The organism is Mycobacterium mantenii, from assembly GCF_001667865.1.
Classification (GTDB): Bacteria; Actinomycetota; Actinomycetes; order Mycobacteriales; family Mycobacteriaceae; genus Mycobacterium; species Mycobacterium mantenii_A.
Window position 1 is genome coordinate 87,606 of the sequence record NZ_LZJP01000029.1, and the last position, 21,839, is coordinate 109,444.

Here is a 21,839-nt window from a genome sequence, read left to right on the forward strand (position 1 = left end):
CGCGGGCTAGTTGATCAGCGGGTCGCGCGGCATGCCGAGGATCCGCTCGGCGATCTGATTGCGCGTCACTTCCGACGTGCCACCGGCGATCGCCATGCCGCGGGCCCCCATCATCAGCCGGCCGGCCAGGGCGCCGGGACCGTCGGTCAGCGCGACCTCGGGACCCAGCAGCGCCGCCATGATCGCGGCGCCTTCCACCATGTGTTCGGCCAGCTTCAGCTTGGTGACGTTGCCTTCCGGGCCGGGCCCCGCGCCTTCGACGCTGCGCGCGGCGCGCCGCAGGTTCAGCAGCCGCAGCGCGGTTTCCTCGGCGAGGTACGAGCCGACTCGAATTCGCCCGCCCGCCAATCGATCCGGACGTTGCTGGGTGAGCTGCACGAGTTGGTCGGCCAGGCCTTCGTAGAACGACCCGCTGCCGCCGATGCTGACCCGCTCGTTGCCCAGCGTTGCGCGTGCGACGGTCCATCCGGAGTTGGGCGTCCCGACGACGTCTTCGTCGGGGACGAACAGGTCGTTGAAGAAGACCTCGTTGAAGTCGGAGCCACCGGTGATCTGCCGCAGCGGCCGCACCTCGACCTCGGGCGCCTTCATGTCGACGATCACCGTGGTGATGCCGGCGTGCTTCGGGGCGTCGGGGTCGGTGCGCACCGTGGCAAGGCCGCGCGCGCAGTAGTGCGCACCGCTGGTCCAGACCTTCTGGCCGTTGATCTTCCAGCCGCCATCGACCCGGGTGGCGCGCGTCTTGATGGAGGCGGCGTCCGATCCGGCGTCGGGCTCGGAGAACAGCTGGCACCAGATCTCGTCCTTGCGCAGCGCCTTCTCCACGAATCGTTCGATCTGCCAAGGCGTTCCGTGCTGGATCAGGGTCAGAATCACCCAGCCGGTGATCCCGTAGTCGGGCCGCTTGATGCCGGCCGCGCGGAACTCCTCCTCGATCACCAGCTGCGCCACCGCGTCGGCCGCGCGTCCCCAGGGCTTGGGCCAGTGCGGCATCACGTAGCCGGTCTCGATCAGCTTGTCGCGCTGGGCCTCTTTGCCCAGGGCGGCGATCTCGGTGGCGTCGGCGCGGATGCTGGTGCGCAGTTCTTCGGCTTCCGGGGGCAGGTCCAGGCTGTTCTCGCGAACGGCGCCGGCGGCGGTGCGCTCGAAGACGTCGGCGGCCGGTGCCTGAGGGCCACTGCCACCGAACAGCGCGGTGGTCACCACCGCCCGGCGCAGGTGCAGATGCGCGTCGTGCTCCCAGGTGAAGCCGATGCCGCCGTGCACCTGGATGTTGAGTTCGGCGTTGCGGACGTAGGCGGGGAAGGCCAGCGTCGCGGCCACCGCCGCGACCAGCCGGAATTGCTCCTCGTCCTCGCCCGCCGCGCGGGCGGCGTCCCAGACGGCGGCGACCCCGGACTCCGCGCCGACCAGCATGTTGGCGCAGTGATGCTTGACCGCTTGGAACGTGGCGATGGTGCGCCCGAATTGCTGGCGCACCTTCGCGTAGTCGACTGCGGCGTCGACGCAGTCCGACGCCCCGCCCACCGCCTCGGCGGCGAGCAGGGTGCGGGCCCGGGCCAACGCCGATGGGCGCGCCCCCACCAGCACGTCATCGTCGGAGACGCGCACGTTCTGCAGGCGAACGCGTCCGGACCGCCGCGTCGGGTCGAAGTTCTCCGACACCTCGACCGAGACACCGTCGCGGCCGCGCTCGAGCACCAGAACGTCGTCACCCGCGACGATCAGCAACAGCTCGGCCAGCCCGGCGCCCAGGACGATTCCGGCCTCACCCTCGGCCACACCATCGGTGACCCGCACCTGGCTGTCCAGCCCGATGCCGGCGGTGACGGTTCCATCGATCAGGCCGGGCAGCAGCCGCGACTTCTGTTCGGCGGTACCGTCTTTGGCGATCACGGCGGACGCGATCACGGTCGGCACGAAGGGCCCCGGCGCTACCGCGCGCCCGAGTTCCTCGATCACCACGACGAGCTCGGGCAGTCCGAAGCCCGAGCCGCCGTATTCCTCGTCGACGTGCAGGCCGAGCCAGCCCAGTTCGACCAGGTTGTGCCAGAACCCGGGGCGGGGTTCGTCGGAGGCGTCGAGCAGCGATCGGGCCGCCCAGCGCGCCTTCTGCGAGGTCAAGAACCCGCGCGCCACGTCGGCGAGTTCACGATGGTCGTCGGTTATTGCGATACCCATGAGGGCCCTCCTCGCGCCGCATGCCAGCCGGGTGTGATCGTCCCGCCCCCGCTCGGACCGCCGCGCGGCCCGCATTGTCGGGGCTGAAGCTGGGTGGCCTGCCCCGCTTCGAGGGGAAGCGGGGCGGCTGCCTAAAGAGTGTACTTAATGCGGGGAGGGCCCCAACGGGGGGCGGCTACTTGGGCGCGAACCGCTGTCCGGCGTCCAGTCGCAGGCATTGCCCGTTGAGCATCGGGTTGTCCACGATGGCGGCGGCCAGCTTCGCGTACTCCTCGGGACGGCCGAGACGCTTGGGGAACGCCGCGTCCTTGGTGAGCGCCGCCGCGAACTCGTCCGGGATGCCCTGGGTCAGTCCGGTGGCGAACAGGCTCGGGGCGATGGCCAGCACCCGGATGCCCAGCGAGCCCAGGTCGCGGGCCATGGTCAGGCACATGCCCGCGATGCCCGCCTTGGCGGCGGTGTAGGCGACCTGCCCGATCTGGCCCTCGAAGGCCGCGATGGAGGCGGTGTTGATGATGACGCCGCGTTCCTCGTCCTCGGGCTCGTTCTTGGCCATGTGCGCGGCGGCCAGCCGGCTGATGTTGAAGGAGGCGATGAGGTTGAGGTCGATCACGGACTGGAAGGATTCGAGGTCGTGCGGACCGGACTTGGTCATCGTCCGCTTGGCGATGCCGCCGCCGGCGGTGGTGACGATGACGTGCAGGCCGCCGAGCTTGTCGACCGCGGTCTGCAGCGTCTCTTCGGTGCCGGTGAAGTCGGTGACGTCGACGGGGTAGAACGCGCCGCCGAAGCCCTCGGCGACCGCCTTACCATCCGAACCCTCGCGGTCGAGGACGGCGACATCCGCACCGCGCGCGGCGAACAGTTCCGCCGTGGCGCGTCCCATCCCCGATGCGCCGCCGATGACGACGGCCTTCTTCCCGTTGATCTCCATCCGGACGTCTCCTTTGTGGTTGTCAGAACCCGTGCAATCTGTAACGTTACGTAGGCACGCTAGCGTGTCCGTTCCCCAGGCCTGTCACCGAGCCATGCCAAGCTGGCAACCGTGCTCCTTCTCGACGTGGCAACGACGTCTAACGACGTCGGAAGCACGTCGTCGCGGCTGACCAAGGTCGCCCACATCGCCGACCTGCTGGCCCGCGCCGCGCCCGACGCCGCTCGGGTCGCCATCATCGTGTCGTGGCTTTCCGGTGAATTGCGGCAGCGCCAGATCGGCGTGGGCTGGGCGGCGCTGCGCTCGCGGCCGCCGGCGGCCGAACACGCCACGCTGACCGTCACCGGCGTCGACGCCACCTTGTCCGACATCGGCGCCGTGTCGGGCAAGGGCGCGCAGGCGCGCCGCGCCGCCCTGCTGAACGCCCTGTTCGCCGCCGCCACCGAAACCGAGCAGACCTTTCTGCTGCGACTCCTCGGCGGCGAACTGCGCCAGGGCGCACTGGCCGGGATCATGACCGACGCCGTGGCCAAGGCCGCCGGGATCCCGGCCGCCGCGGTGCAGCGCGCCGCGATGCTGGGCGGGAACCTGCCGGCGGTGGCGGCGGCGGCCCTTTCCGGTCCCTCGTCCGGCTCGGCGTCGGCGCTGGACGCGTTCACCCTGCGGGTCGGGCGGCCGGTCGGCCCGATGCTGGCGCAGACCGCAACGGGCGTGGCCGATGCGATCGAACGCCACGGCGGGCAGGCGATTTTCGAGGCCAAGCTGGACGGCGCGCGGGTGCAGATCCATCGCGCCGGCGACCACGTCACCGTCTACACCAGGAGCCTGGACGACGTCACGGCCCGGCTGCCCGAAGTGGTGGAGGCGACGCTGGCGCTGCCGGTCGACAACCTCATCGCCGACGGCGAGGCGATCGCGCTGCGGCCCGATAACCGGCCGCACCGGTTTCAGGTCACCGCCTCGCGGTTCGGCCGCTCCGTCGATATCGCCGCAGCGCTTGCCGCGCAACGGCTTTCGGTGTTCTTCTTCGACATCCTGCATCGCGACGGCATCGACCTGCTCGACGCGCCGACCACCGAGCGGCTGGCCGCCCTGGATGCGTTGGTGCCGCCGGCGCAGCGCGTCGATCGGCTGTTCACCGCCGACCCCACGGAGGCGGGCGCCTTCCTGGACGCGACGCTGGCCGCCGGCCACGAGGGTGTGATGGCCAAGGCGGCCGATGCGCCGTATGCGGCGGGTCGCCGGGGAGCGGGCTGGCTGAAGGTCAAGCCGGTGCACACGCTGGATCTGGTGGTGCTCGCGGTGGAGTGGGGATCGGGGCGTCGCCGCGGCAAACTCTCCAACATCCACCTGGGCGCCCGCGATCCGGTCACCGGCGAATTCATCATGGTGGGAAAGACTTTCAAGGGCATGACCGACGCCATGCTTGAGTGGCAGACCGCCCGGTTCGGCGAACTCGCGGTCGGCGGCACCGACGGGTACGTCGTACACGTCCGGCCCGAGCAGGTGGTCGAAATCGCGCTGGACGGAGTGCAGAAGTCGTCGCGCTACCCCGGCGGGCTGGCACTGCGGTTCGCGCGGGTGCTGCGCTACCGCGACGACAAGAGCCCCGCCGAAGCCGACACCATCGACGTCGTGCGCGCGCTGTACTGAATTTCGGACAGGCGCAGTTGGTTTTGCGCGCGTAGGGTTTCCGCCGTGGCAGTCACAGGGCACGACACAGACGTCAGCTACATCCACACCGATGACGACCTGCCACCCGTTGCCATCGTCGACCGCTCCCCCATCACCGCCCGGCACAAGGTCGCGTTCGCGATCATCGCGGTGCTCGGCGCCGCCGCGTGGGCGATCATCGCGTTCGCCCGGGGCGAGACGGTCAACGCGGTGTGGATCGTCCTCGCGGCGATCTGCACGTACCTGATCGGATTCCGGTTCTATGCCCGGCTGATCGAATTGAAGATCGTCCGGCCGCGCGACGACCACGCCACGCCCGCCGAAATTTTCGATGACGGCACCGATTACGTGCCGACCGACCGTCGGGTGCTGTTCGGCCATCACTTCGCCGCCATCGCCGGCGCCGGGCCCCTCGTCGGTCCGGTGCTGGCCACCCAGATGGGCTATCTCCCCTGCAGCATCTGGATCATCTTCGGTGCGGTATTCGCCGGTGCCGTGCAGGACTACCTGGTGTTGTGGATCTCCACCCGGCGGCGGGGCCGTTCGCTGGGCCAGATGGCCCGTGACGAGCTGGGCGCGGCCGGCGGGGTCGCCGCGATGGTGGGCGTCCTGGTCATCATGGTGATGATCATCGCGGTGCTGGCACTGGTCGTGGTGCGCGGACTGGCCCAGAGTCCCTGGGGTGTGTTCTCCATCGCCATGACGATTCCCATCGCCGTGTTCATGGGCTGCTACCTGCGGTTCCTGCGTCCCGGCCGGGTCGGCGAAGTCTCACTCATCGGTTTCGCGTTGCTGATGCTGGCCGTGGTCTCCGGCAATTGGGTCAGCGAAACCCCTTGGGGCGCATCCTGGTTGAACCTGTCGGCGGTCACGGTCTCGTGGCTGATCATCATCTACGGCTTCGTGGCGTCGGCGCTGCCGGTGTGGTTGCTGCTGGCGCCGCGCGACTACCTGTCGACGTTCATGAAGGTCGGCGCCATCGCGTTGCTGGCGCTCGGGATCTTCCTCGCCCACCCGCTCATCCAGGCGCCGGCGGTCTCGCGGTTCGCCCACAGCGGCGACGGGCCGGTTTTCCCCGGCTCGCTGTTTCCCTTTCTGTTCATCACCATTGCGTGCGGCGCGCTGTCCGGTTTTCATGCGCTGATCTCGTCGGGGACGACGCCCAAGCTGCTGGAAAAGGAAAGCCAGATGCGCTTCATCGGCTACGGCGGCATGCTGACCGAGTCGTTCGTCGCCGTCATGGCGCTGATCAGCGCGGCGATCCTGGACCAGCACGTGTACTTCGCCCTCAACGCCCCGGCCGCGCAGACCGGCGGCACCGCGGCCACCGCCGCGCACTACGTCAACGGGCTCGGGCTGCCGGGTGGCCCGGCAACCACCGATCAGCTGAACCAGGCCGCCGCCGGCGTCGGCGAAAAATCGATCGTGTCCCGCACCGGCGGGGCCCCCACGCTGGCGGTGGGCATGTCCGAGGTGTTGAACCGGGCCTTCGGCGGCGCCGGTCTCAAGGCGTTCTGGTACCACTTCGCGATCATGTTCGAGGCGCTGTTCATCCTCACCGCCGTCGACGCGGGCACCAGGGTCGCCCGGTTCATGCTCTCCGATTCGCTCGGCAACCTGGGCGGGCCGCTGACCAAGCTGCAAAACCCGAGTTGGCGCCCCGGCGTGTGGGGGTGCAGCCTGGCCGTGGTCGCCGCGTGGGGCGGCATCCTGCTGATGGGCGTGACCGATCCGCTGGGCGGCATCAACACGCTGTTCCCGCTGTTCGGCATCGCCAACCAGCTGCTCGCGGCGATCGCGCTCACCGTCATCACGGTGATCGTCATCAAGAAGGGCCTGCTGAGGTGGGCGTGGATTCCCGGGGTGCCGCTGCTGTGGGACCTGGTGGTCACGCTGACCGCGTCGTGGCAGAAGATCTTCTCCGCGGATCCCGCCGTCGGCTATTGGACGCAGCACTTCCAATACCTGGCCGCCCGCAGCGCCGGTAAGACGTCGTTCGGATCGGCCAAGAACGCGCATCAACTCGACGCGGTCATCCGTAACACCTTCATCCAGGGCACGCTGTCCATCCTGTTCGCGGCGGCCGTCGTCATCGTGGTGATCGCCGGAGTCGTGGTCGCGCTCGGGGCAATTCGCGGGCCGGCGAGCAGGCTGAGCCGGCCGCTGACCGAGGACGACCCGGTGCCGTCGAAGTTCTTCGCGCCGTCGGGCCTGATCCCCACCGCCGCCGAGCGCGAGGTGCAACGGCGATGGGACGCGCCGCCGACGTCGACTCCTTCCGCAGCTGGCGCTCCGACGCGTTGACCGCGCGTTGCCTATGCCTGCCGAGATGCGGTAGCCGGTCGCGCACAAATAGGTAGTCGACTACGCGTGCCAACCGGTGATCGCCGACCGTACGTTGAGTCCATCACGAGCCGACCTAACTGCTCAACGGGGACGCAACGCGAAGAAGGTGGACGAAATGCTGGTCACGCCAACGGGACTACGGACCTCACCCCCTACCGTCAACGAGCCCATTCCGCAATCGCCCTCGGCGGCCTCGGTGAACGCGGCAAGCGCAGAGGTTCTGATCAGCACCCAGCAGGTGCTCTTCGGCACAGCCGTCGTCCAGGAGACGCGCCGCGTCCCGCTCGGCAGCCGGATCGCCGCCGCGCTGCGGCACATGGTCGCCGACGCGAATCGGCCGCGGCACCCCTACCTCAGGCACTACGCCTACCTCGAGGACGCTCGCATGGCACGCGAAATGGACAGGCTGTGAACGTGATCACCAGCGTCGCCTGCGCCGGGTTGATGATGCTGCTCGCAGTTGGGACCCACAACCTGCAGTGGCGCCTCGAGCGCAACGACTACGAGCGCCACTTCGAGGACTGATCCAACCGGGGGGCACGCCGCGAAAAGGTCCTGCCGAAGTCAGCGGCGCGGTCCTAAACTTGCGCGATGAGAGTCGGTATCGACTTCGGCACCACCCACACCGTCGTTGCGGCCGTCGACCGCGGCAACTATCCCGTCGTCTCCTTCGAGGGCGCTGATGCGTGGCCGTCGCTCATCGCCGCCAACGCCGCCGGGGAGTTGCGGTTCGGCGCGGAGGCCGCCGCCGTCCGCCACGACCCGGCATGGTCGGTGCTGCGCTCGTTCAAACGCTTGCTCAACGACGCCGGACCCCAGACCGAGGTCACCCTGGCCGGCCGTGACTACCGCCTGGCCGACCTCCTCACCGGCTTCCTGGCCCAGCTGAAAACCGATCTGCAGCGGCACTCGAACGCCACCCTGGCCCCGGGCGAAGCCGTCGAAGCCGCGATCAGCGTGCCGGCCAACGCCTCCAGTGCCCAGCGCCTGCTGACCCTGGATGCCTACGTGGCCGCCGGTTTTCACGTCGTCGCGCTGCTCAACGAGCCGTCGGCCGCCAGCCTGGAATACGCCCACCGATACCGGTCGACCATCACCGCCAAACGCGAATACGTCCTCATCTACGATCTCGGCGGCGGCACGTTCGACGCGTCGCTGCTGAAGATGACCGGCCACGCGAACGAGGTCGTCGTCAGCGAGGGCATTCAGCGCCTCGGGGGTGACGACTTCGACGAGGCGATCGTCGAACTCGTGCAGGCGGGCGCGAACCTGCCCGCCCTCGACGCCGCCCAGCGCGACCTGCTGGCCGAGGAGTGCGCCGCGCGCAAGGAGGCCGTCGGGCCGCAGACGCGCCGATTCCTGGTGGACCTGTCCCCCGTCGATCGGCCCCCGTTCTCCTGCTCCATCGACGACGTCTACTCGGTGTGCGCACCGCTGATCGACCAGACGATGGAGTTACTCAACCGGGTCCTGCACGACCCGGCCCGAGGACGCGCGGACGTGGACTGGTCGGAGGTGGCGGGCATCTACGTCGTCGGCGGGGCCGGCGGTTTCCCGCTGGTGTCCCGGATGCTGCGCGGCGCCTTCGGCGAGAAGCGGGTGAAGCGCTCGCCGCACCCCTTCGCCGCCACGGCCATCGGACTCGCGGTCTTTTTGGACAAGGAGTCCGGTTTCGCGCTGTCCGAACGCTTCTCGCGTAATTTCGGGGTCTTCCGGGAGGCCGAGGCCGGCGCCGGGGTGGTGTTCGACCCGATCGTGTGCAAGGACGTTTCGCTGCCGGCCGAAGGGCAATCCCCGCTAGTGGTGAAACGACGGTATCGAGCGGCACACAACATCGGGCACTTCCGGTTCGTGGAGTGCAGCCGCCTGGTCAACGGGCGGCCGGACGGGGACGTCACGCCCTATGACCCGGTGCTGTTCCCGTTCGACCCGGCTCTCTACGACCGCGACGACCTCGGGCGTCAGCCGGTCGGCCGGTGGACGGACGGGCCCGACGTCGAGGAGCGCTACGTCATCGCCCCCAGCGGTGCGGTGGAAGTGACGTTGACGACGCGGCCGGCCGGCTTCGAACGCACCTTCCGCCTGGAGCGGTGCGCGTCGGCGAGTTGATGATTCATTCCGCCATGCGCCTATACGACGTGATGCGAACAACTTTCGCGGCACGGGAGTTCACCGACGATCCCTTGCCCGACGACGTGCTGGGGCGCATCTTCGACAACGCCCGGTTCGCTCCCAGCGGCGGCAACCGGCAGGGCGCCCACATCACCGTGGTGCGCGACGAAACGGCCCGCCGCCGGCTGGCCGAACTCGGCGAGCCAGCCGCCCGCCGCTACTTCGCCCAGCTGCAGGCGGAGGAAAACCCGTGGAATTCGGTGCATCCGAGCGGCCTGCCCCAAGACGTCATCGACGCGACCGAGGTTCCCGACACGTTCGTGGCGCCGATCGCCAAAGCGCCTGTCGTCCTTGTCGTTTCAGTAGATCTGGCCGTTGTTGCCGCCGTCGATCAGGAACTGGACCGCGTCGGTATCGCGGGTGGGGCCTCGGTATATCCACTGATCTGGAACATCCTGCTCGCGGCGCGCAGTGAGGGCTACGGCGGCACCATCACGACGATGGCCATCGCGGCCGAAGAACAAGTCCGCCAACTGCTGGGCATCCCCGAGCTACACGCGGTGGCGGCCGTGGTGCCGCTGGGAAAACCGGTGCGGCAGTTGACCAAACTGCGCCGCAGGCCGGTCGCGGAGTTCATCACCCGTGATCGGTTCGACGGTCCGGCATTCGAGGGCTGAGGGCCGGTCGCTGGGCTGGTCCGTCCTTATCCGATGACATCGGCGTAGATGTCCAGGAGCCGGAACCTTGTCGCATCGAGATACTGTCCGAGAACCGCGATCACACGCTTCTGCAGCTCGTACCCGAGTTCGTGGTCCTCTTCGCACTTGCCACGCAGACACTTGCCATCGAAACCGATGGCGCGCGTCGTCTCAACGGCGCGCGCATCGAACCGCCAGTTGTACGGCGGCACCAACCACGACCATCCAAGGATGTCTCCGTCTCCGAGTGTCTGCACCGTCAAGCTGCCACGGCCCAGAACCGGGGTTTCGAGCGCGATCCTGCCCGCGCGGATGAGATAGAAGTGATCAGCGGGGTGGCCCTCGCGGAAGACCGACTCACCCGCGGTGAAGCGCATGTTTGCCGCACACCCGACCGCCAACTGCAAATAGCGCGGGTCCATCCCACGGAAGAACGGGTGTCTGGCCAGAACGCCTTCTAGCGTCCGCACTGCCTGTTTCCTTCACCGATGCCGATCAGTCCCTTGAATCGGACCATAGTTGATTATGAAGCCCCTCGTCCCGCGATCAAAGAGAAGAATTGCCTGCCGAAAGCCGACGCCGGATGTCGGACCACACTCGTACGATGCTTTCGTGATCCCCTGCGACCTCCCGACGAGGATGTAGTCGACGTGATCGAGTTGGACGACGATCGGAACCCCCCTTTGCTCCCCGACGTGGCGGGCCTATCACCGGTTGACGCTGCCCACAGCTGGCGCGATTCGCACGCCTGCAGTGGCGGCCATATCGACGACAGCACGACGAGTGACCTGACGCAATTAGTGCCGCAGTCTGACAACACATTTCACGGTACTAGCTGCGTCTCGGCGAGAAGGAGCCGTCCCGCATGTCCAGCTGGCTGATCACCGGGTGCTCGACCGGGCTCGGCCGGGCGTTGGCTCAGGCGGTGATCGGCGCCGGCCACAACGCCGTCGTCACCGCGCGTGACGCGGCCGCGGTCGCCGACCTGGCCGAGCCAGCACCCGAGCGGGTGCTGGCCGCCGCCCTCGATGTCACCGAGCCCGCGCAGGTCGCCTCGGCCGTGCTTCGGGCGGTCGAGCGATTCGGCGATATCGACGTGCTGGTCAACAACGCCGGCTACGGGTATCGTGCCGCGGTCGAGGAGGGCGACGACGCCGAGGTCCGCACCCTGTTCGAGACGCATTTTTTCGGCACCGTCGCCATGATCAAGGCCGTACTTCCCGGCATGCGGGCGCGCCGCAGCGGCGCCATCGTGAACATCTCCTCGATCGGCGCAACTGTGACCCCGGTGGGTTCCGGCTACTACGCGGCGGCCAAGGCCGCCATCGAGGGTATGAGTGGAGCATTGCGCGGTGAGCTTGCGCCGCTGGGCATCTCGGTGACCATCGTCGAGCCCGGCGCGTTTCGCACCGACTTCGCCGGGCGCTCGCTGGTGCAGTCGGCGACCGTCATCGGGGACTACGCCGCCACCGCGGGACAGCGGCGCAAGGAGAACGACACCATGCATGGCAACCAGGCCGGTGATCCCGCCAAGGCGGCCAACGCGATCATCGCGGCCGTCGAATCGCCTGAGCCGCCGGCCTTTTTGCTGCTGGGGCCCGACGCGCTCGGCTTTTATCGCTACACCGCGGACGCGCGGGCGGCCGAGATCGCAAAATGGGAAGAACTGACCAGTGGCACCAACTTCGACTGAACCTCCGGCGATCAGAACCGGATCAGCCCGCGCAGATTCACCCCGGCGTGCAGGTCGGCGTAGCCGGTGTTGATCTCGTCGAGGGTGTATTCCCGGGTGACGAGCTCGTCGAGCTTCAGCCGGCCGGCGCGGTACAGGTCGAGCATTCGGGGGATGTCGTGCCGGGGATTGGACGATCCGAAAAGCGAACCGCGAACCTGCTTTTCGTAGAGTGTCAAATCGAACAGCGACAAGGCGACGGACGTGTCCGTCGGATGCGGGATCGCGGTCATCACCACCCTGCCGCGCTTGCCGACCAGGCTCAACGCCTGAGCCACGTACGCGCCTTCGGCCGAGTCGGTGCTGACCACGCAGACGTCAGCCATCTGGCCGCGCGTCAGGTCGGCGATCAGGGCTTGGGCCTCCTCGACACTCGCCGCGGTGTGGGTGGCCCCGAACTCGGCCGAGCGGCCCCGCTTGTATTCGACCGGGTCGAGCGCGACGATGACGCGTGCACCCGCGATCCGTGCACCCTGCACCGCGTTCATGCCGATCCCGCCCACACCCATGACCACCACGGTGTCGCCGTCCCGCGCTTCGCCGGTGCGCACCATGCTGCCGTAGCCGGTGGTGACGCCGCACCCCACCAGGGCGGCGGTGTCCAGCGCGGTGGATTGATCGACCTTGATCACCGAGGCCAGTGGCACCACCGTGTATTCGGAGAATGTTCCCAGCACGCACATTTGGCCCAGCGCTTGGCCTTTCGCGTGGAACCGGAAGGTGCCGTCGAGTTGCGGCCCGGCGATGATGGCGGCGCCGAGCACGCACAGGTTGCTCATTCCGCGCGAACACGGTTCGCAGCGGCCGCAGGCCGGAATGAAGCTCAGCGCAACCGAATCGCCTTCGGCGACTTCGGTGACACCCGGGCCGACATCCACGACGACGCCGGCGCCCTCGTGCCCGCCGACGACCGGTAGCTGCATCGGCATGTCGCCGGTGATCAGGTGGTCATCGGAGTGGCACAGTCCGGCGGCGGCCATCTTGACCAGGACCTCGTTCTCCTTGGGCCCGTCGAGGTCGAGCTCTTCGACCTCCCACTTCTGGTGCAGCCCCCACAGCACCGCTGCTTTGGTTTTCATCGGAAACTCCTTGCGCTCAGCGCTTCTCGGGCGTCCAGGTAGCCGGCAGGCTGTTGACACCGTTGATGAAGTTGGCCAGGGCGTAATTGGGCTCCGGCGCCGAAATGTCCGGGATGCGCGTGTAGACCTCGGTCAGCAACGCCTTGAGCATGGTGCGGGCCAGGGCCGCACCCAGGCAGAAGTGCGGACCGCCGCCGCCGAAGGCGATGTGCGGGTTCGGGTTTCGCAGGATGTTGAACGTGTGCGGATCGTCGAAGACGTCCTCGTCGCGGTTGCCCGAGTAGTACCACAGCACCACCTTGTCGCCGGCCTTGATCTGAGAGCCGCGCACGGTGATGTCCTGGGTGGCGGTGCGGCGCATGTGTAGCAGCGGCGACCCCCAGCGCAGCACCTCCTCGACGGCGGTGCCGACCCGGCCCTCGACGTCGTCGGCGAGCAGCGCGCGCTGGTCGGGGAATTTCGAGAGGGCGGCGATGGCGTGGGCCGAGGCGTGCCGCGTGGTGTCGTTGGACGCCACACCCATCAACACGAAGAAGGCCTTCAGTTCGTCGTCGGTCATCTTCTTGCCGTCGAACTCTGCCTGCACCATCCAGGTCATCAGGTCGTCGCCGGGATTGGCCCGCCGCTGGGGGATCAACACCGTCGCGACCTCGTGCAGGTCCATCACGGCGCCCATGAACAGTTCGAGTTCGGACTGCGCGCCGCGGATGTTCGGGTCGGTCCACCCCACCAGCCGCTGGGCGGCGGTGACCGCCTTGTCCCGCAGCTCACCGTCGGGCAGCCCGAAGAAGCTGCCGAAGATGCGGCCGGGCAGCTTGACGGACACGAGCTGGACGAAGTCCCCCTCGCCCAGGTGCGCCATTTCGCTGACCAGGTCGTGGGCGTGGCCGCGGATCCAGCCTTCCAGGCGGCGCACGTTCTTGGGCTTGAAGGCTTCCGTCGTGATCCCGCGCAGCTGGGTGTGCCGCGGGGCGTCCATCGCGATGAACGATTGCGCGATCTCCACCGCCTCGGGGGCGAAGTCCTCCATCGTGATGCCCTGCGCGGAGGAGAAGATCTCCGGGTGGCGGCTGGCCATCCGGATGTCGTCTTGCTTGGTCAGCGACCAGAACCCCCTGGTGTTGAGCTCGGGGGGCAGCAGATCCGACTCCGCGGGGCGGCTCCACGGCACGGGGTTCTCCGCGCGCAGGACGGCGAAGGCGGCGTCCCGCTCTTCCGGGGGTCTGGCCCAGAACTCGCGGGCGCTGAGATCGATGTCCTTATGGGTGGGTGCGGTCGTGGGTGCGGTCATCAGGGGCCCTTTCTGGCGGTGCGCAGTGGTGCACGTCACCGCGGCTTCGCACCCATGCTGGTCAGCGCGACGGCGGCGCGGCACAGACGCGAGTGCCAATCACTGGCCTGCACGGGCCAGCGCAGGAACCGGCGATCAGGCGATGGGCGTGCGAAAGGTGGCGACCAGGCCGCCGCCGTCGCGCGCGGCGAAGTCGACCCGGCCGCCCATCGCTTCCGCGATCTGCTGGACAATCCACAGGCCGAGGCCCGCGGTGCCACGCTGGCCGCCGACGCTGACGTATTTGGTGGTCAGCTCGCCCACGCTGGCGGCCGGGATACCGGGCCCCCGGTCGGCCACGGTGCAGACCAGCTCGTCGCCTTCCCGCGAGCACGTGACGTCGACCGGTTCCTGTCGGCCGTGCCGGGAGGCGTTCTCCAGCAGGTTGGTCAGCACCCGGCGCAGCCCTTGGGCGTTCACGGCCACGGCGCCGACGTCGCCGCCGACGCTCAGCCGCAACCGCGGCGCGGCAAGGCCGACAGCATCGGCGGCGGCAACGATGAGGTCGGCCACCTCGACGCGGCGGACTCGCCCCGTCGAGAATGTCGGACGGCGACTCAGCGCGACGTCGGAGAGGGCGTCAAGCATGTCGGTCAGGTGGCGCACGTGCCGGGCCACCAGCTGCAGACTGGTGTCCCGGTCACCCTGCGACATCGGCCGCGTCGACGTCAGCGCCTCGGTCAGCGCCTCCAAAGACGTTACGGGAGTGCGAAATTCGTGCACCATCACCTGGAGTCCGTCCTGTTGGGACTGGTAGGACCGCAGCAGTCGCGCCCGCAGGTCGCGCTCCTCTTCGGCGGCGGCGTGCTCGGCCTCGGCCTCCACCAGCGCCCGCAGCCGCGAGCGGTGTTCGCGTTCGGCGAGCGCGGACAGCCCCGCGGTGATGATCGCGACGAAGATTAGGTACACCGCCGACCAGCCGGCCTGTAGCGCCGGAGCCGCGTTAACCGGAAGTCTCGGCGACGACGTCAGCGCCACGGGTACGTAAGCGGCGCCCAAAAGAACGGCAACCAGCAGGGTTTCGCTGAAGGACAGCCGCGCCGCCGAGGCGATGACCGCCAGCGCCAACACCGCGACCACGGGGCTGTAGACGCCCCCGCTCAGGGCGATGAGCGCCAGCGTGAACGCCGAGTCGAACCCGGTGACCAGCCACGAATACCGAGTGCGCCGCACCTCCAGCTGCGGATAGGCCATCAGCACAGCCGCGTAGACCATCGCGGCGGCCAGGACCGCCACGGTGGCCGCCGCGTGCTGCCGGACCCACTGGGGTCCGATCGCCAGCAGGACGCCGATCGAGACGACCACGGCTACCCGCACCGCGACGACGGTGCGGGCCAGTCCGTAGTCCCCGCCGTCGAAGTCCATCGCGGTTCCGAGCTGATCGAGCGGTCTCACCAGGCTGACCATAGAGTTGGGGCTAGCATCGCGGCAATGACTCGTTCGCCGTATGTCGTGGTGATCGTGGACGACCATGAACTGTTCGCACAGGGCCTGGCCCTGTTGCTCACCCGTGAATGGGGCGAACTGTTCACCGTCGGCGGCCAGACGACATACGTGGAAGAGGCCGCCGACTTGGTGGCCCGCTGCGATGCCGACGTCGCGATCATCGACCTCTCGATGCCGCCGCTGGGCGGGGTGGCCGCCATCCGGCACATCAAGGCACGCCACCCGAAAACCCGAATCCTGGCGCTGTCGGGGACCGACGACCTGGCGCTGGCCGAAGAGGCGTTGCGGGCCGGCGCCGACGGCTTTCTGCCCAAAACCGCGCGGCCCGAGGCGCTGGCGGGGCCGCTGTGGACGATCGCGGAGGGCCTGCGGGTCATCGACGGCGCGCTGGTCGATGCGCTGCTGAGCAACACCCGCAAGCCGCCGTCCGAACTGCTGGACAGCCTCGGCGCCCAGGATCTCCAATTGTGGACCCTGCTCGCGACCGGCATGGAGACCGGAGACATCGCCCAGCGGATGCTGGTGTCGGAGCGCACCGCCAAGCGCATGGTCGCCGCGCTGCTGCACAAACTCGGGGTCAGCAATCGCATCGCCGCTGCCGCGCTGGCCGGGCGTTACCGGTTGCTCGACGGTGTTGCCGAAAACGGCCGGATCAGTTGAGGATTCGGATCGCTTGCATGGGACACATTGCGGCCGCCCGGATCAGCCGTTCACGGTCGGCTTCGGGCAGGTCCGGCTCGAGCACCACCACTTGCTCGGCGCCGTCGGGAATGTCGAAAACGTCGGGGGCGGCCAGTAGGCACTGCCCGTGCCCCTCACACAGGTCATAGTCGACGGCGATGTGCATGAGACCCAGTGTCGGCGGCTGCGGGCCACCGCGGACGGTCCGCACGCGCCAGATGTGGCCTGGCCGGGCCAGCTCGTCGAGGGCCTTTCAGCCCTAGTTTGCCCCGAGGCGAACGGCGTAGCGTCTGCTCATTCTCCGACACCCTTGGTGTCCCTTCCCGAGTCGAGAACGCGATCATGACCACTACGCAAACCCAGCCCGCCTCCTCCCTCGATACATCCGCGGTTGCCGAACAGCGCAGAGACGAAGTCGACGCGATCGTCGACGCTGCGGCCGAGGCGGCCCGAGCTTTCCGCAACCTCGACCAGCAGCAGGTCGATGCGATCGTCGAAGCGATGGTGCGCGCCGGGGTACGCGCCGCCGGGGAACTGGCGAGTGTCGCGATCGAGGAGACGGGTTTCGGGGTCTTCGAGGACAAAGTCGTCAAGAACTATGTGGCCACCGAGTTCCTGCACGACTATCTGCGCGGCAAGAAATCGGTGGGAGTCATCGACCAGGACGTCGAACACAACATCGCCTACGTGGCCGAGCCGATCGGCGTCGTGCTGGCCATCACCCCGGTGACCAACCCGACGTCGACGGTGCTGTTCAAGGCGATCGTCGCCGCCAAGACCCGCAACGCCATTCTCTTTCGGCCGTCGCCGTATGCGGTGCGCTGCTGCGAACGCAGCGTGGAGATCCTCCGCACGGCGGCCGAGGAGGCCGGGATGCCACCAGGGGCGCTGCAGGTCATTCCCGACGCCGCGCACGAGGTGACGCACTATCTGTTCAAGCACCCGGGAGTTGATTTCATCTGGGTGACGGGCGGACCGAAGATCGTCGCGCTGGCGAATTCGGCCGGAAAGCCGGGCCTGTCCGTCGGTCCCGGCAACGCGCCGATCTACGTTCACAAGACGGCGGACCTCAAGGGCGCGGTCGTCGACATCCTGATCTCGAAAACCTTTGACTCGTCGGTCATTTGCCCGGCCGAGCAGACCTGCATCGTCGACGACGAGGTATACGACGAGGTGATGGCCGAGTTCGAGCGGATGGGCGCCCGATTGCTCACCTCCGACGAGGCAGAGGCGGTGGCGGAGTTCGCGTTTGGCTGCGGCGACAAGATCTCGCTCGAGGCGGTCGGCCAGAAGGCGTCGGAGCTGGCCGCCCGGGCCGGCTTCAGCGTGCCGCCGACCGTGAAGGTGCTGCTGGCACAGCTTCCCGCCGACCTCGACGAGCTCGCTGCGCATCCCCTGTTGGCCGAGAAGCTGATGCCGGTGCTCGGGGTGGTCCGCGCAAGCGGCGTCCAGCACGCCATCGACGTGGCCGTTCTGGTCACCGAGCACGGGGGGCTGGGGCACACCTCGGCGGTGTACGCCAACGACGAGGACGTCATCGAGGCATACGGTCTGGCGGTTCGCACGGGACGCATCCTGGTCAACGCGCCCACTGCGGTCGGGGCCCTCGGCGGCGTCTACAACAACCTGACACCCACGTTCTCGTTGGGTTGCGGCACCTGGGGCGGGTCGAGCACGACGGAGAACGTCAACTACCGCCAGTTGCTGAACATCAAGACCATCTCGCGGCGCCGCACCCCGCCGCAATGGTTTCGCGTTCCGTCCAATACCTACTTCAACGAAGGCGCACTGGACAACTTGCGCGAACTCGACTGCGAAACCGTCGTCATGATCACCGACGCCTCCACCGAGGAGCGCGGCGTGGTCGACCAGCTACGCGGCAAGTTACGCGCCCAGCACGTGCAGGTGTTCAGCGAGGTCACACCGGAGCCCGACGAGATGACCATCCGCCGTGGGGTCGCGCTGCTGCAGCGGGTCCAACCCGATCTGCTGGTCGCCGTGGGCGGCGGCTCGGTGCTGGACGCCGGCAAGGCGATCCGGCTGTTCTACGAACACCCGGAAAAGAGCCTCGACGAGTTGACGATGCCTTTCCTCGACCCCCGCAAGCGGGTGGCAGACTATCCGGTCGACCGTCATCGCATCCAATTAGTCGCTGTCCCAACAACATCGGGCACCGGCTCGGAAGTCTCGCCAGCGGCGGTCTTGACGGTGCGCGGAAGGAAGGAGACCCTCGTCGACTACAGCCTGGTGCCCGACCTCGCGGTCGTCGACCCGATCCTCACCTCGTCGATGCCACAGACGCTGACCGCCGACACCGGCATCGACGCGCTGACCCACGCCCTGGAGGCGGGCGTCTCGATCTTCGCGTCGCCGTACACGGATGCATTATGCGCCCAGGCGGCACGACTGATCTTCGAGGCGTTGCCGAGGGCATACGACGACCCCGACGATCTATCCGCTCGAACGGACATGTCCAACGCGGCAACCCTTGCCGGGCTTGCTTTTTCGAATGCATTCGTCGGGACGAATCATGCGCTCGCCCATGCCGTCGGCGCGACGTTCGGTATCTCGCATGGCCGGGCGAACGGGATATTCCTCCCGCATGTGCTGCGCTACAACGCAAGTCTGCCAAGCAAGTTCATGCCCGCGCCGGGGTATTCCGCCTACGTTGCGCCGGACAAATACGCACAGCTCGGCCGGCTGATCTTTGGCGGCCACGAATCCGACGAATGCCGCGGCCGGTTGTTTCATGGGGTCGACGATCTGCTGAACCGATTGAACATGCCGCGATCGCTGCGGGAGTGCGGCGTCGAGGAGGAGCAATTCCTGGCGGCATTGCCCACGCTGGCGATGACGGCATTCGAGGACCTCAGCAACCGCACAAATCCCCGGATGCCCTTGGTCAGCGAGATCACCGCATTGCTTCGGGTCGGCTTTTACGGCGATGCGCAGGCGTGAACCTACCCGCGCACCTCGGGCAGCACGCCCTGCTCCCACGCCGCGAAGAACCCGTCCATGTCGGGGCCGATCTGCTGCACGTAGATCTCGTCGACGTCGGCGTCGATGTACTTGCGGACCTGGGCGATGTGCCTTTCGGGATCCGGTCCGCACGCGACGCTCTCGGACACCGCGTCCGGCGGCACCAGCGACATGAGGGCCGCAAAGTCCTTGGGCCGCGGCAAGATTTGCGATGTCTGACCGGGCAGCCCCTCGTTGGCCCACAACCGGTGCGCCGTCTTCAGCGCGGCGTCGGCGTCGGAGTCCCAGCAGACCTTCATGCCGCCCTGCACCGGCTTGTCGCCGCCGCCGGCTTCCCGGAATTGTCGGACCAGGTCGCCGTCGGGCATGGCGATGCTGTAGCCGTCGCCGACGCGGGCGGCCAGCTCGACGGCCTGCGGGCCGAACGCCGAGACGTAGATCGGCACCGGCTGGTCCGGCCGGGTGTAGATCTGCGCTTCTTGCACCTCGTAATGCGTGCCGTGGTGGCTGACCTCACCACCCTTGTGCAGCTTGCGGATGACCTCGATCGACTCCTCCAGCATCTCGAGACGCACCCCGGCGGACGGCCAGGGATCGCCCAGAATGTGTTCGTTGAGGGCCTCGCCACTGCCGACCCCGAGCACGAAGCGTCCGTCGAGTTGGACGGCCGCGGTGGCCGACGCCTGCGCGATGATCGCCGGGTGGATTCGGATGGTCGGGCAGGTGACCGCGGTGCTCACCGGCAGCGACGTCGCCTCCGACAGCGCACCGATGACTCCCCACACGAACGGGCTCTGGCCCTGCTCGTCATTCCAGGGGTGATAGTGGTCGGAGATCCACAGCGCTTCGAATCCGGCGTCCTCCGCACGCTTGGCCTGGTCGATGAGTTCCTTCGGGCCGAATTGCTCGCAGGTCAGAAAGTATCCGATCTTGGTCATGGCGCCTGGCTACCCGCTGCGCGCCCGGTTATGCGCCGCCAGCGCTGTTTACCTGCGGCGCGGGGTTTTCGTGCTGAGCCCGGCTGCGCGACCTCGGACCCGGCCGAATCACCCCACCGGACAGCGGGTTTCGCGGCACTGATCGATGCGCCGGATCGGCGACTAGGCGCAACCGCTCGGGTAGCTTCGCTCGCTCCGCGGAAGACAGTGTCAAGCGCCCGCCTCTGAGCGACAACTCCACCGCGCTCCGGCCCGCCCGCAGCGTTGTCGCTCAAAGGCGGGCAAACATCCCATCCGGCCCAGCGGGGACTGGCGGGGCGCATGTGACCAGAGAAACGCAACCGCCGCCCGCCAGCGCCGAGCGAGAACAGCTTCGCCAATTTGGAGAAGGTAGTTCTCCGCACTCGAGAGACAGATTACGATCGCTGATGACCTGTGCCGGTCCGTCCGAAGCAGGTCCGGTGAACCATGACGATCGGAGTCCATCATCGACGCCTGGATTCTCGACGCGGTCCGCACGCCCCGCGGGCGTGGCCGCCCCGACGGCGCACTGCACAACGTGCATCCGCAAGCCCTGCTCGCCCGGTGCCTCACCGCGCTGGCCGAGCGGACCGGCTTCGACCCCGCCGACGTCGACGACGTGATCGCCGGCAACGGCATTCTCAGCGGGGACCATGGCGACGACATCGCCCGCCTGTCGGTGCTGCTGGCGGGCTGGCCCGAGAGCGTTCCCGGGATGACGCTGAGCCGATTCTGCGGGTCGGGCCAGCAGGCCGTGACCGTTGCCGCCTCGGCCATCGCCGCGGGCAGCGAAAATCTGGTGATCGCCGGCGGCGTCGAGTCGATGTCGCGCTGGGACGTCACCGCGGGTGTCCCGACCATCGACGGCAACAACCCGGACCTTCGCGCACTCTATCCGACTGTCCCCCAGGGTATTTCGGCCGACCTCATCGCCACCCTGGAGGGATTCACCCGCGACGTCGTCGACGCCTACGCCGCGCAGAGCCAGAGCCGCGCCGGCGCGGCCATCGAGCAGGGACACTTCGAGCGTTCGCTGGTCGACGTGCCGACACCGGCCGGTTGCCTCGAACGCGACGAACATCCCCGCCCCGGCACCACCCCCGAATCGCTGGCCCGCCTCAAACCGGCCTTCGCCGCGATGGGCGCCGCGTGTGCCGACGGTGAGCAGCGCACGTTCGACGAGATATGCCTGCAGCGCTATCCCGGCATCGACCACATCGACCACGTGCACCACGCGGGCAACTCCTCCGGCGTCGTCGACGGCGCCGCCGCCGTTGCGCTGGCCTCCTCGAACTGGATGCACACCCATCGGGTGACGCCGCGCGCGCAGGTCAGGGCCACCGCGGCCGTCGGCAGCGAACCGATCATCATGCTCACCGCGCCCGGTCCCGCGGCGCAGCGATGCCTCGAGCGCGCCGGCATGACCGTGGCCGACATCGACCTCTGGGAGATCAACGAGGCCTTCGCCGCCGTACCGCTCAAGACCATGCGCGATCTGGACATCGACCCCGAGGTGGTCAACGTCAACGGCGGGGCGATCGCGCTCGGGCACCCCATCGGCGCCACCGGCGCAATGCTGATCGGCACCGTTCTGGACGAGCTCGAACGCCGCGATCTGACAACGGGTCTGGTGACCATGTGTACCGGCGGCGGGATGGGCACGGCAACGATCATCGAGCGGGTGTGAC

17 protein-coding genes are annotated in these 21,839 nt (G+C 68.2%); 9 read left to right on the forward strand and 8 right to left on the reverse strand.

The window, feature by feature from the left end:
- Positions 1 to 6: 6 nt before the first annotated feature.
- Entirely contained in the window at positions 7 to 2,181 is a 2,175-nt protein-coding gene (locus tag A5688_RS04515; protein ID WP_067912144.1) for an acyl-CoA dehydrogenase, read from the reverse strand.
- Positions 2,182 to 2,356: 175 nt separating this feature from the next.
- On the reverse strand, positions 2,357 to 3,115 hold the full coding sequence (locus A5688_RS04520) for an SDR family NAD(P)-dependent oxidoreductase (RefSeq protein WP_067827497.1): 759 nt from the start codon (positions 3,113 to 3,115) through the stop codon (positions 2,357 to 2,359).
- A 111-nt stretch (positions 3,116 to 3,226) separates the two neighbouring features.
- On the opposite strand from A5688_RS04520, the gene A5688_RS04525 reads away from it, so the two are divergent.
- The 5 genes from A5688_RS04525 (at position 3,227) to A5688_RS04545 (ending at position 9,924) form a co-directional block, all read left to right on the forward strand.
- Positions 3,227 to 4,768, forward strand: a complete 1,542-nt coding sequence (locus A5688_RS04525) for an ATP-dependent DNA ligase (protein WP_067912147.1) — start codon at positions 3,227 to 3,229, stop codon at positions 4,766 to 4,768.
- A gap of 45 nt (positions 4,769 to 4,813) precedes the next feature.
- A complete protein-coding gene (locus A5688_RS04530; protein WP_068268063.1) occupies positions 4,814 to 7,093 on the forward strand; it encodes a carbon starvation CstA family protein in 2,280 nt (759 codons plus the stop codon).
- 157 nt (positions 7,094 to 7,250) lie between these two features.
- The gene (locus A5688_RS04535) at positions 7,251 to 7,547 is read left to right on the forward strand and encodes a hypothetical protein (protein WP_131811895.1); all 297 of its coding nucleotides are present in this window, start codon (positions 7,251 to 7,253) and stop codon (positions 7,545 to 7,547) included.
- Between the two features lie 179 nt (positions 7,548 to 7,726).
- Positions 7,727 to 9,244 (forward strand): Hsp70 family protein, encoded by a 1,518-nt coding sequence (locus A5688_RS04540; protein ID WP_067914532.1) that lies wholly within the window; start codon positions 7,727 to 7,729, stop codon positions 9,242 to 9,244.
- Positions 9,226 to 9,924, forward strand: a complete 699-nt coding sequence (locus A5688_RS04545) for a nitroreductase family protein (protein WP_067914530.1) — start codon at positions 9,226 to 9,228, stop codon at positions 9,922 to 9,924. Before A5688_RS04540 ends, A5688_RS04545 begins: the two co-directional genes overlap by 19 nt.
- Before the next feature lie 26 nt (positions 9,925 to 9,950).
- On the opposite strand, the gene A5688_RS04550 is transcribed toward A5688_RS04545, so the two are convergent.
- On the reverse strand, positions 9,951 to 10,415 hold the full coding sequence (locus A5688_RS04550) for a cyclic nucleotide-binding domain-containing protein (RefSeq protein WP_067836246.1): 465 nt from the start codon (positions 10,413 to 10,415) through the stop codon (positions 9,951 to 9,953).
- 395 nt (positions 10,416 to 10,810) lie between these two features.
- Here A5688_RS04550 and A5688_RS04555 point away from each other — a divergent pair, with 395 nt between their 5' ends.
- A complete protein-coding gene (locus A5688_RS04555; RefSeq protein WP_067914527.1) occupies positions 10,811 to 11,638 on the forward strand; it encodes an oxidoreductase in 828 nt (275 codons plus the stop codon).
- Positions 11,639 to 11,649: 11 nt separating this feature from the next.
- Here A5688_RS04555 and A5688_RS04560 read toward each other — a convergent pair whose 3' ends face one another.
- From A5688_RS04560 to A5688_RS04570, 3 genes are all read right to left on the reverse strand, one after another.
- Positions 11,650 to 12,756, reverse strand: a complete 1,107-nt coding sequence (locus A5688_RS04560; protein WP_067914525.1) for an NDMA-dependent alcohol dehydrogenase — start codon at positions 12,754 to 12,756, stop codon at positions 11,650 to 11,652.
- Positions 12,757 to 12,772: 16 nt separating this feature from the next.
- Entirely contained in the window at positions 12,773 to 14,047 is a 1,275-nt protein-coding gene (locus tag A5688_RS04565) for a cytochrome P450 (RefSeq protein ID WP_067829649.1), read from the reverse strand.
- A gap of 135 nt (positions 14,048 to 14,182) precedes the next feature.
- Positions 14,183 to 15,481: a sensor histidine kinase gene (locus tag A5688_RS04570; protein ID WP_242660400.1), complete on the reverse strand. Its 1,299-nt coding sequence runs from the start codon at positions 15,479 to 15,481 to the stop codon at positions 14,183 to 14,185.
- 36 nt (positions 15,482 to 15,517) lie between these two features.
- Here A5688_RS04570 and A5688_RS04575 point away from each other — a divergent pair, with 36 nt between their 5' ends.
- Positions 15,518 to 16,192 carry a response regulator transcription factor gene (locus A5688_RS04575; protein WP_207546598.1) on the forward strand — a complete coding sequence of 225 codons (675 nt, stop codon included), beginning with the start codon at positions 15,518 to 15,520 and terminating at the stop codon, positions 16,190 to 16,192.
- Here the strand turns inward: A5688_RS04575 and A5688_RS04580 are convergent.
- Positions 16,185 to 16,379, reverse strand: coding sequence for a ferredoxin (locus A5688_RS04580; protein WP_067914543.1), 195 nt, complete (start codon positions 16,377 to 16,379; stop codon positions 16,185 to 16,187). The genes A5688_RS04575 and A5688_RS04580 overlap by 8 nt on opposite strands.
- Before the next feature lie 176 nt (positions 16,380 to 16,555).
- Here A5688_RS04580 and adhE point away from each other — a divergent pair, with 176 nt between their 5' ends.
- Positions 16,556 to 19,171 (forward strand): bifunctional acetaldehyde-CoA/alcohol dehydrogenase, encoded by a 2,616-nt coding sequence (gene adhE, locus A5688_RS04585; protein ID WP_067914520.1) that lies wholly within the window; start codon positions 16,556 to 16,558, stop codon positions 19,169 to 19,171.
- A gap of 2 nt (positions 19,172 to 19,173) precedes the next feature.
- On the opposite strand, the gene A5688_RS04590 is transcribed toward adhE, so the two are convergent.
- Positions 19,174 to 20,130, reverse strand: a complete 957-nt coding sequence (locus A5688_RS04590; protein WP_067914516.1) for an LLM class F420-dependent oxidoreductase — start codon at positions 20,128 to 20,130, stop codon at positions 19,174 to 19,176.
- A gap of 499 nt (positions 20,131 to 20,629) precedes the next feature.
- Between A5688_RS04590 and A5688_RS04595 the strand changes: the two genes are divergently transcribed.
- On the forward strand, positions 20,630 to 21,838 hold the full coding sequence (locus A5688_RS04595; RefSeq protein ID WP_082951076.1) for an acetyl-CoA C-acetyltransferase: 1,209 nt from the start codon (positions 20,630 to 20,632) through the stop codon (positions 21,836 to 21,838).
- The last annotated feature ends 1 nt before the right edge of the window (position 21,839 follow it).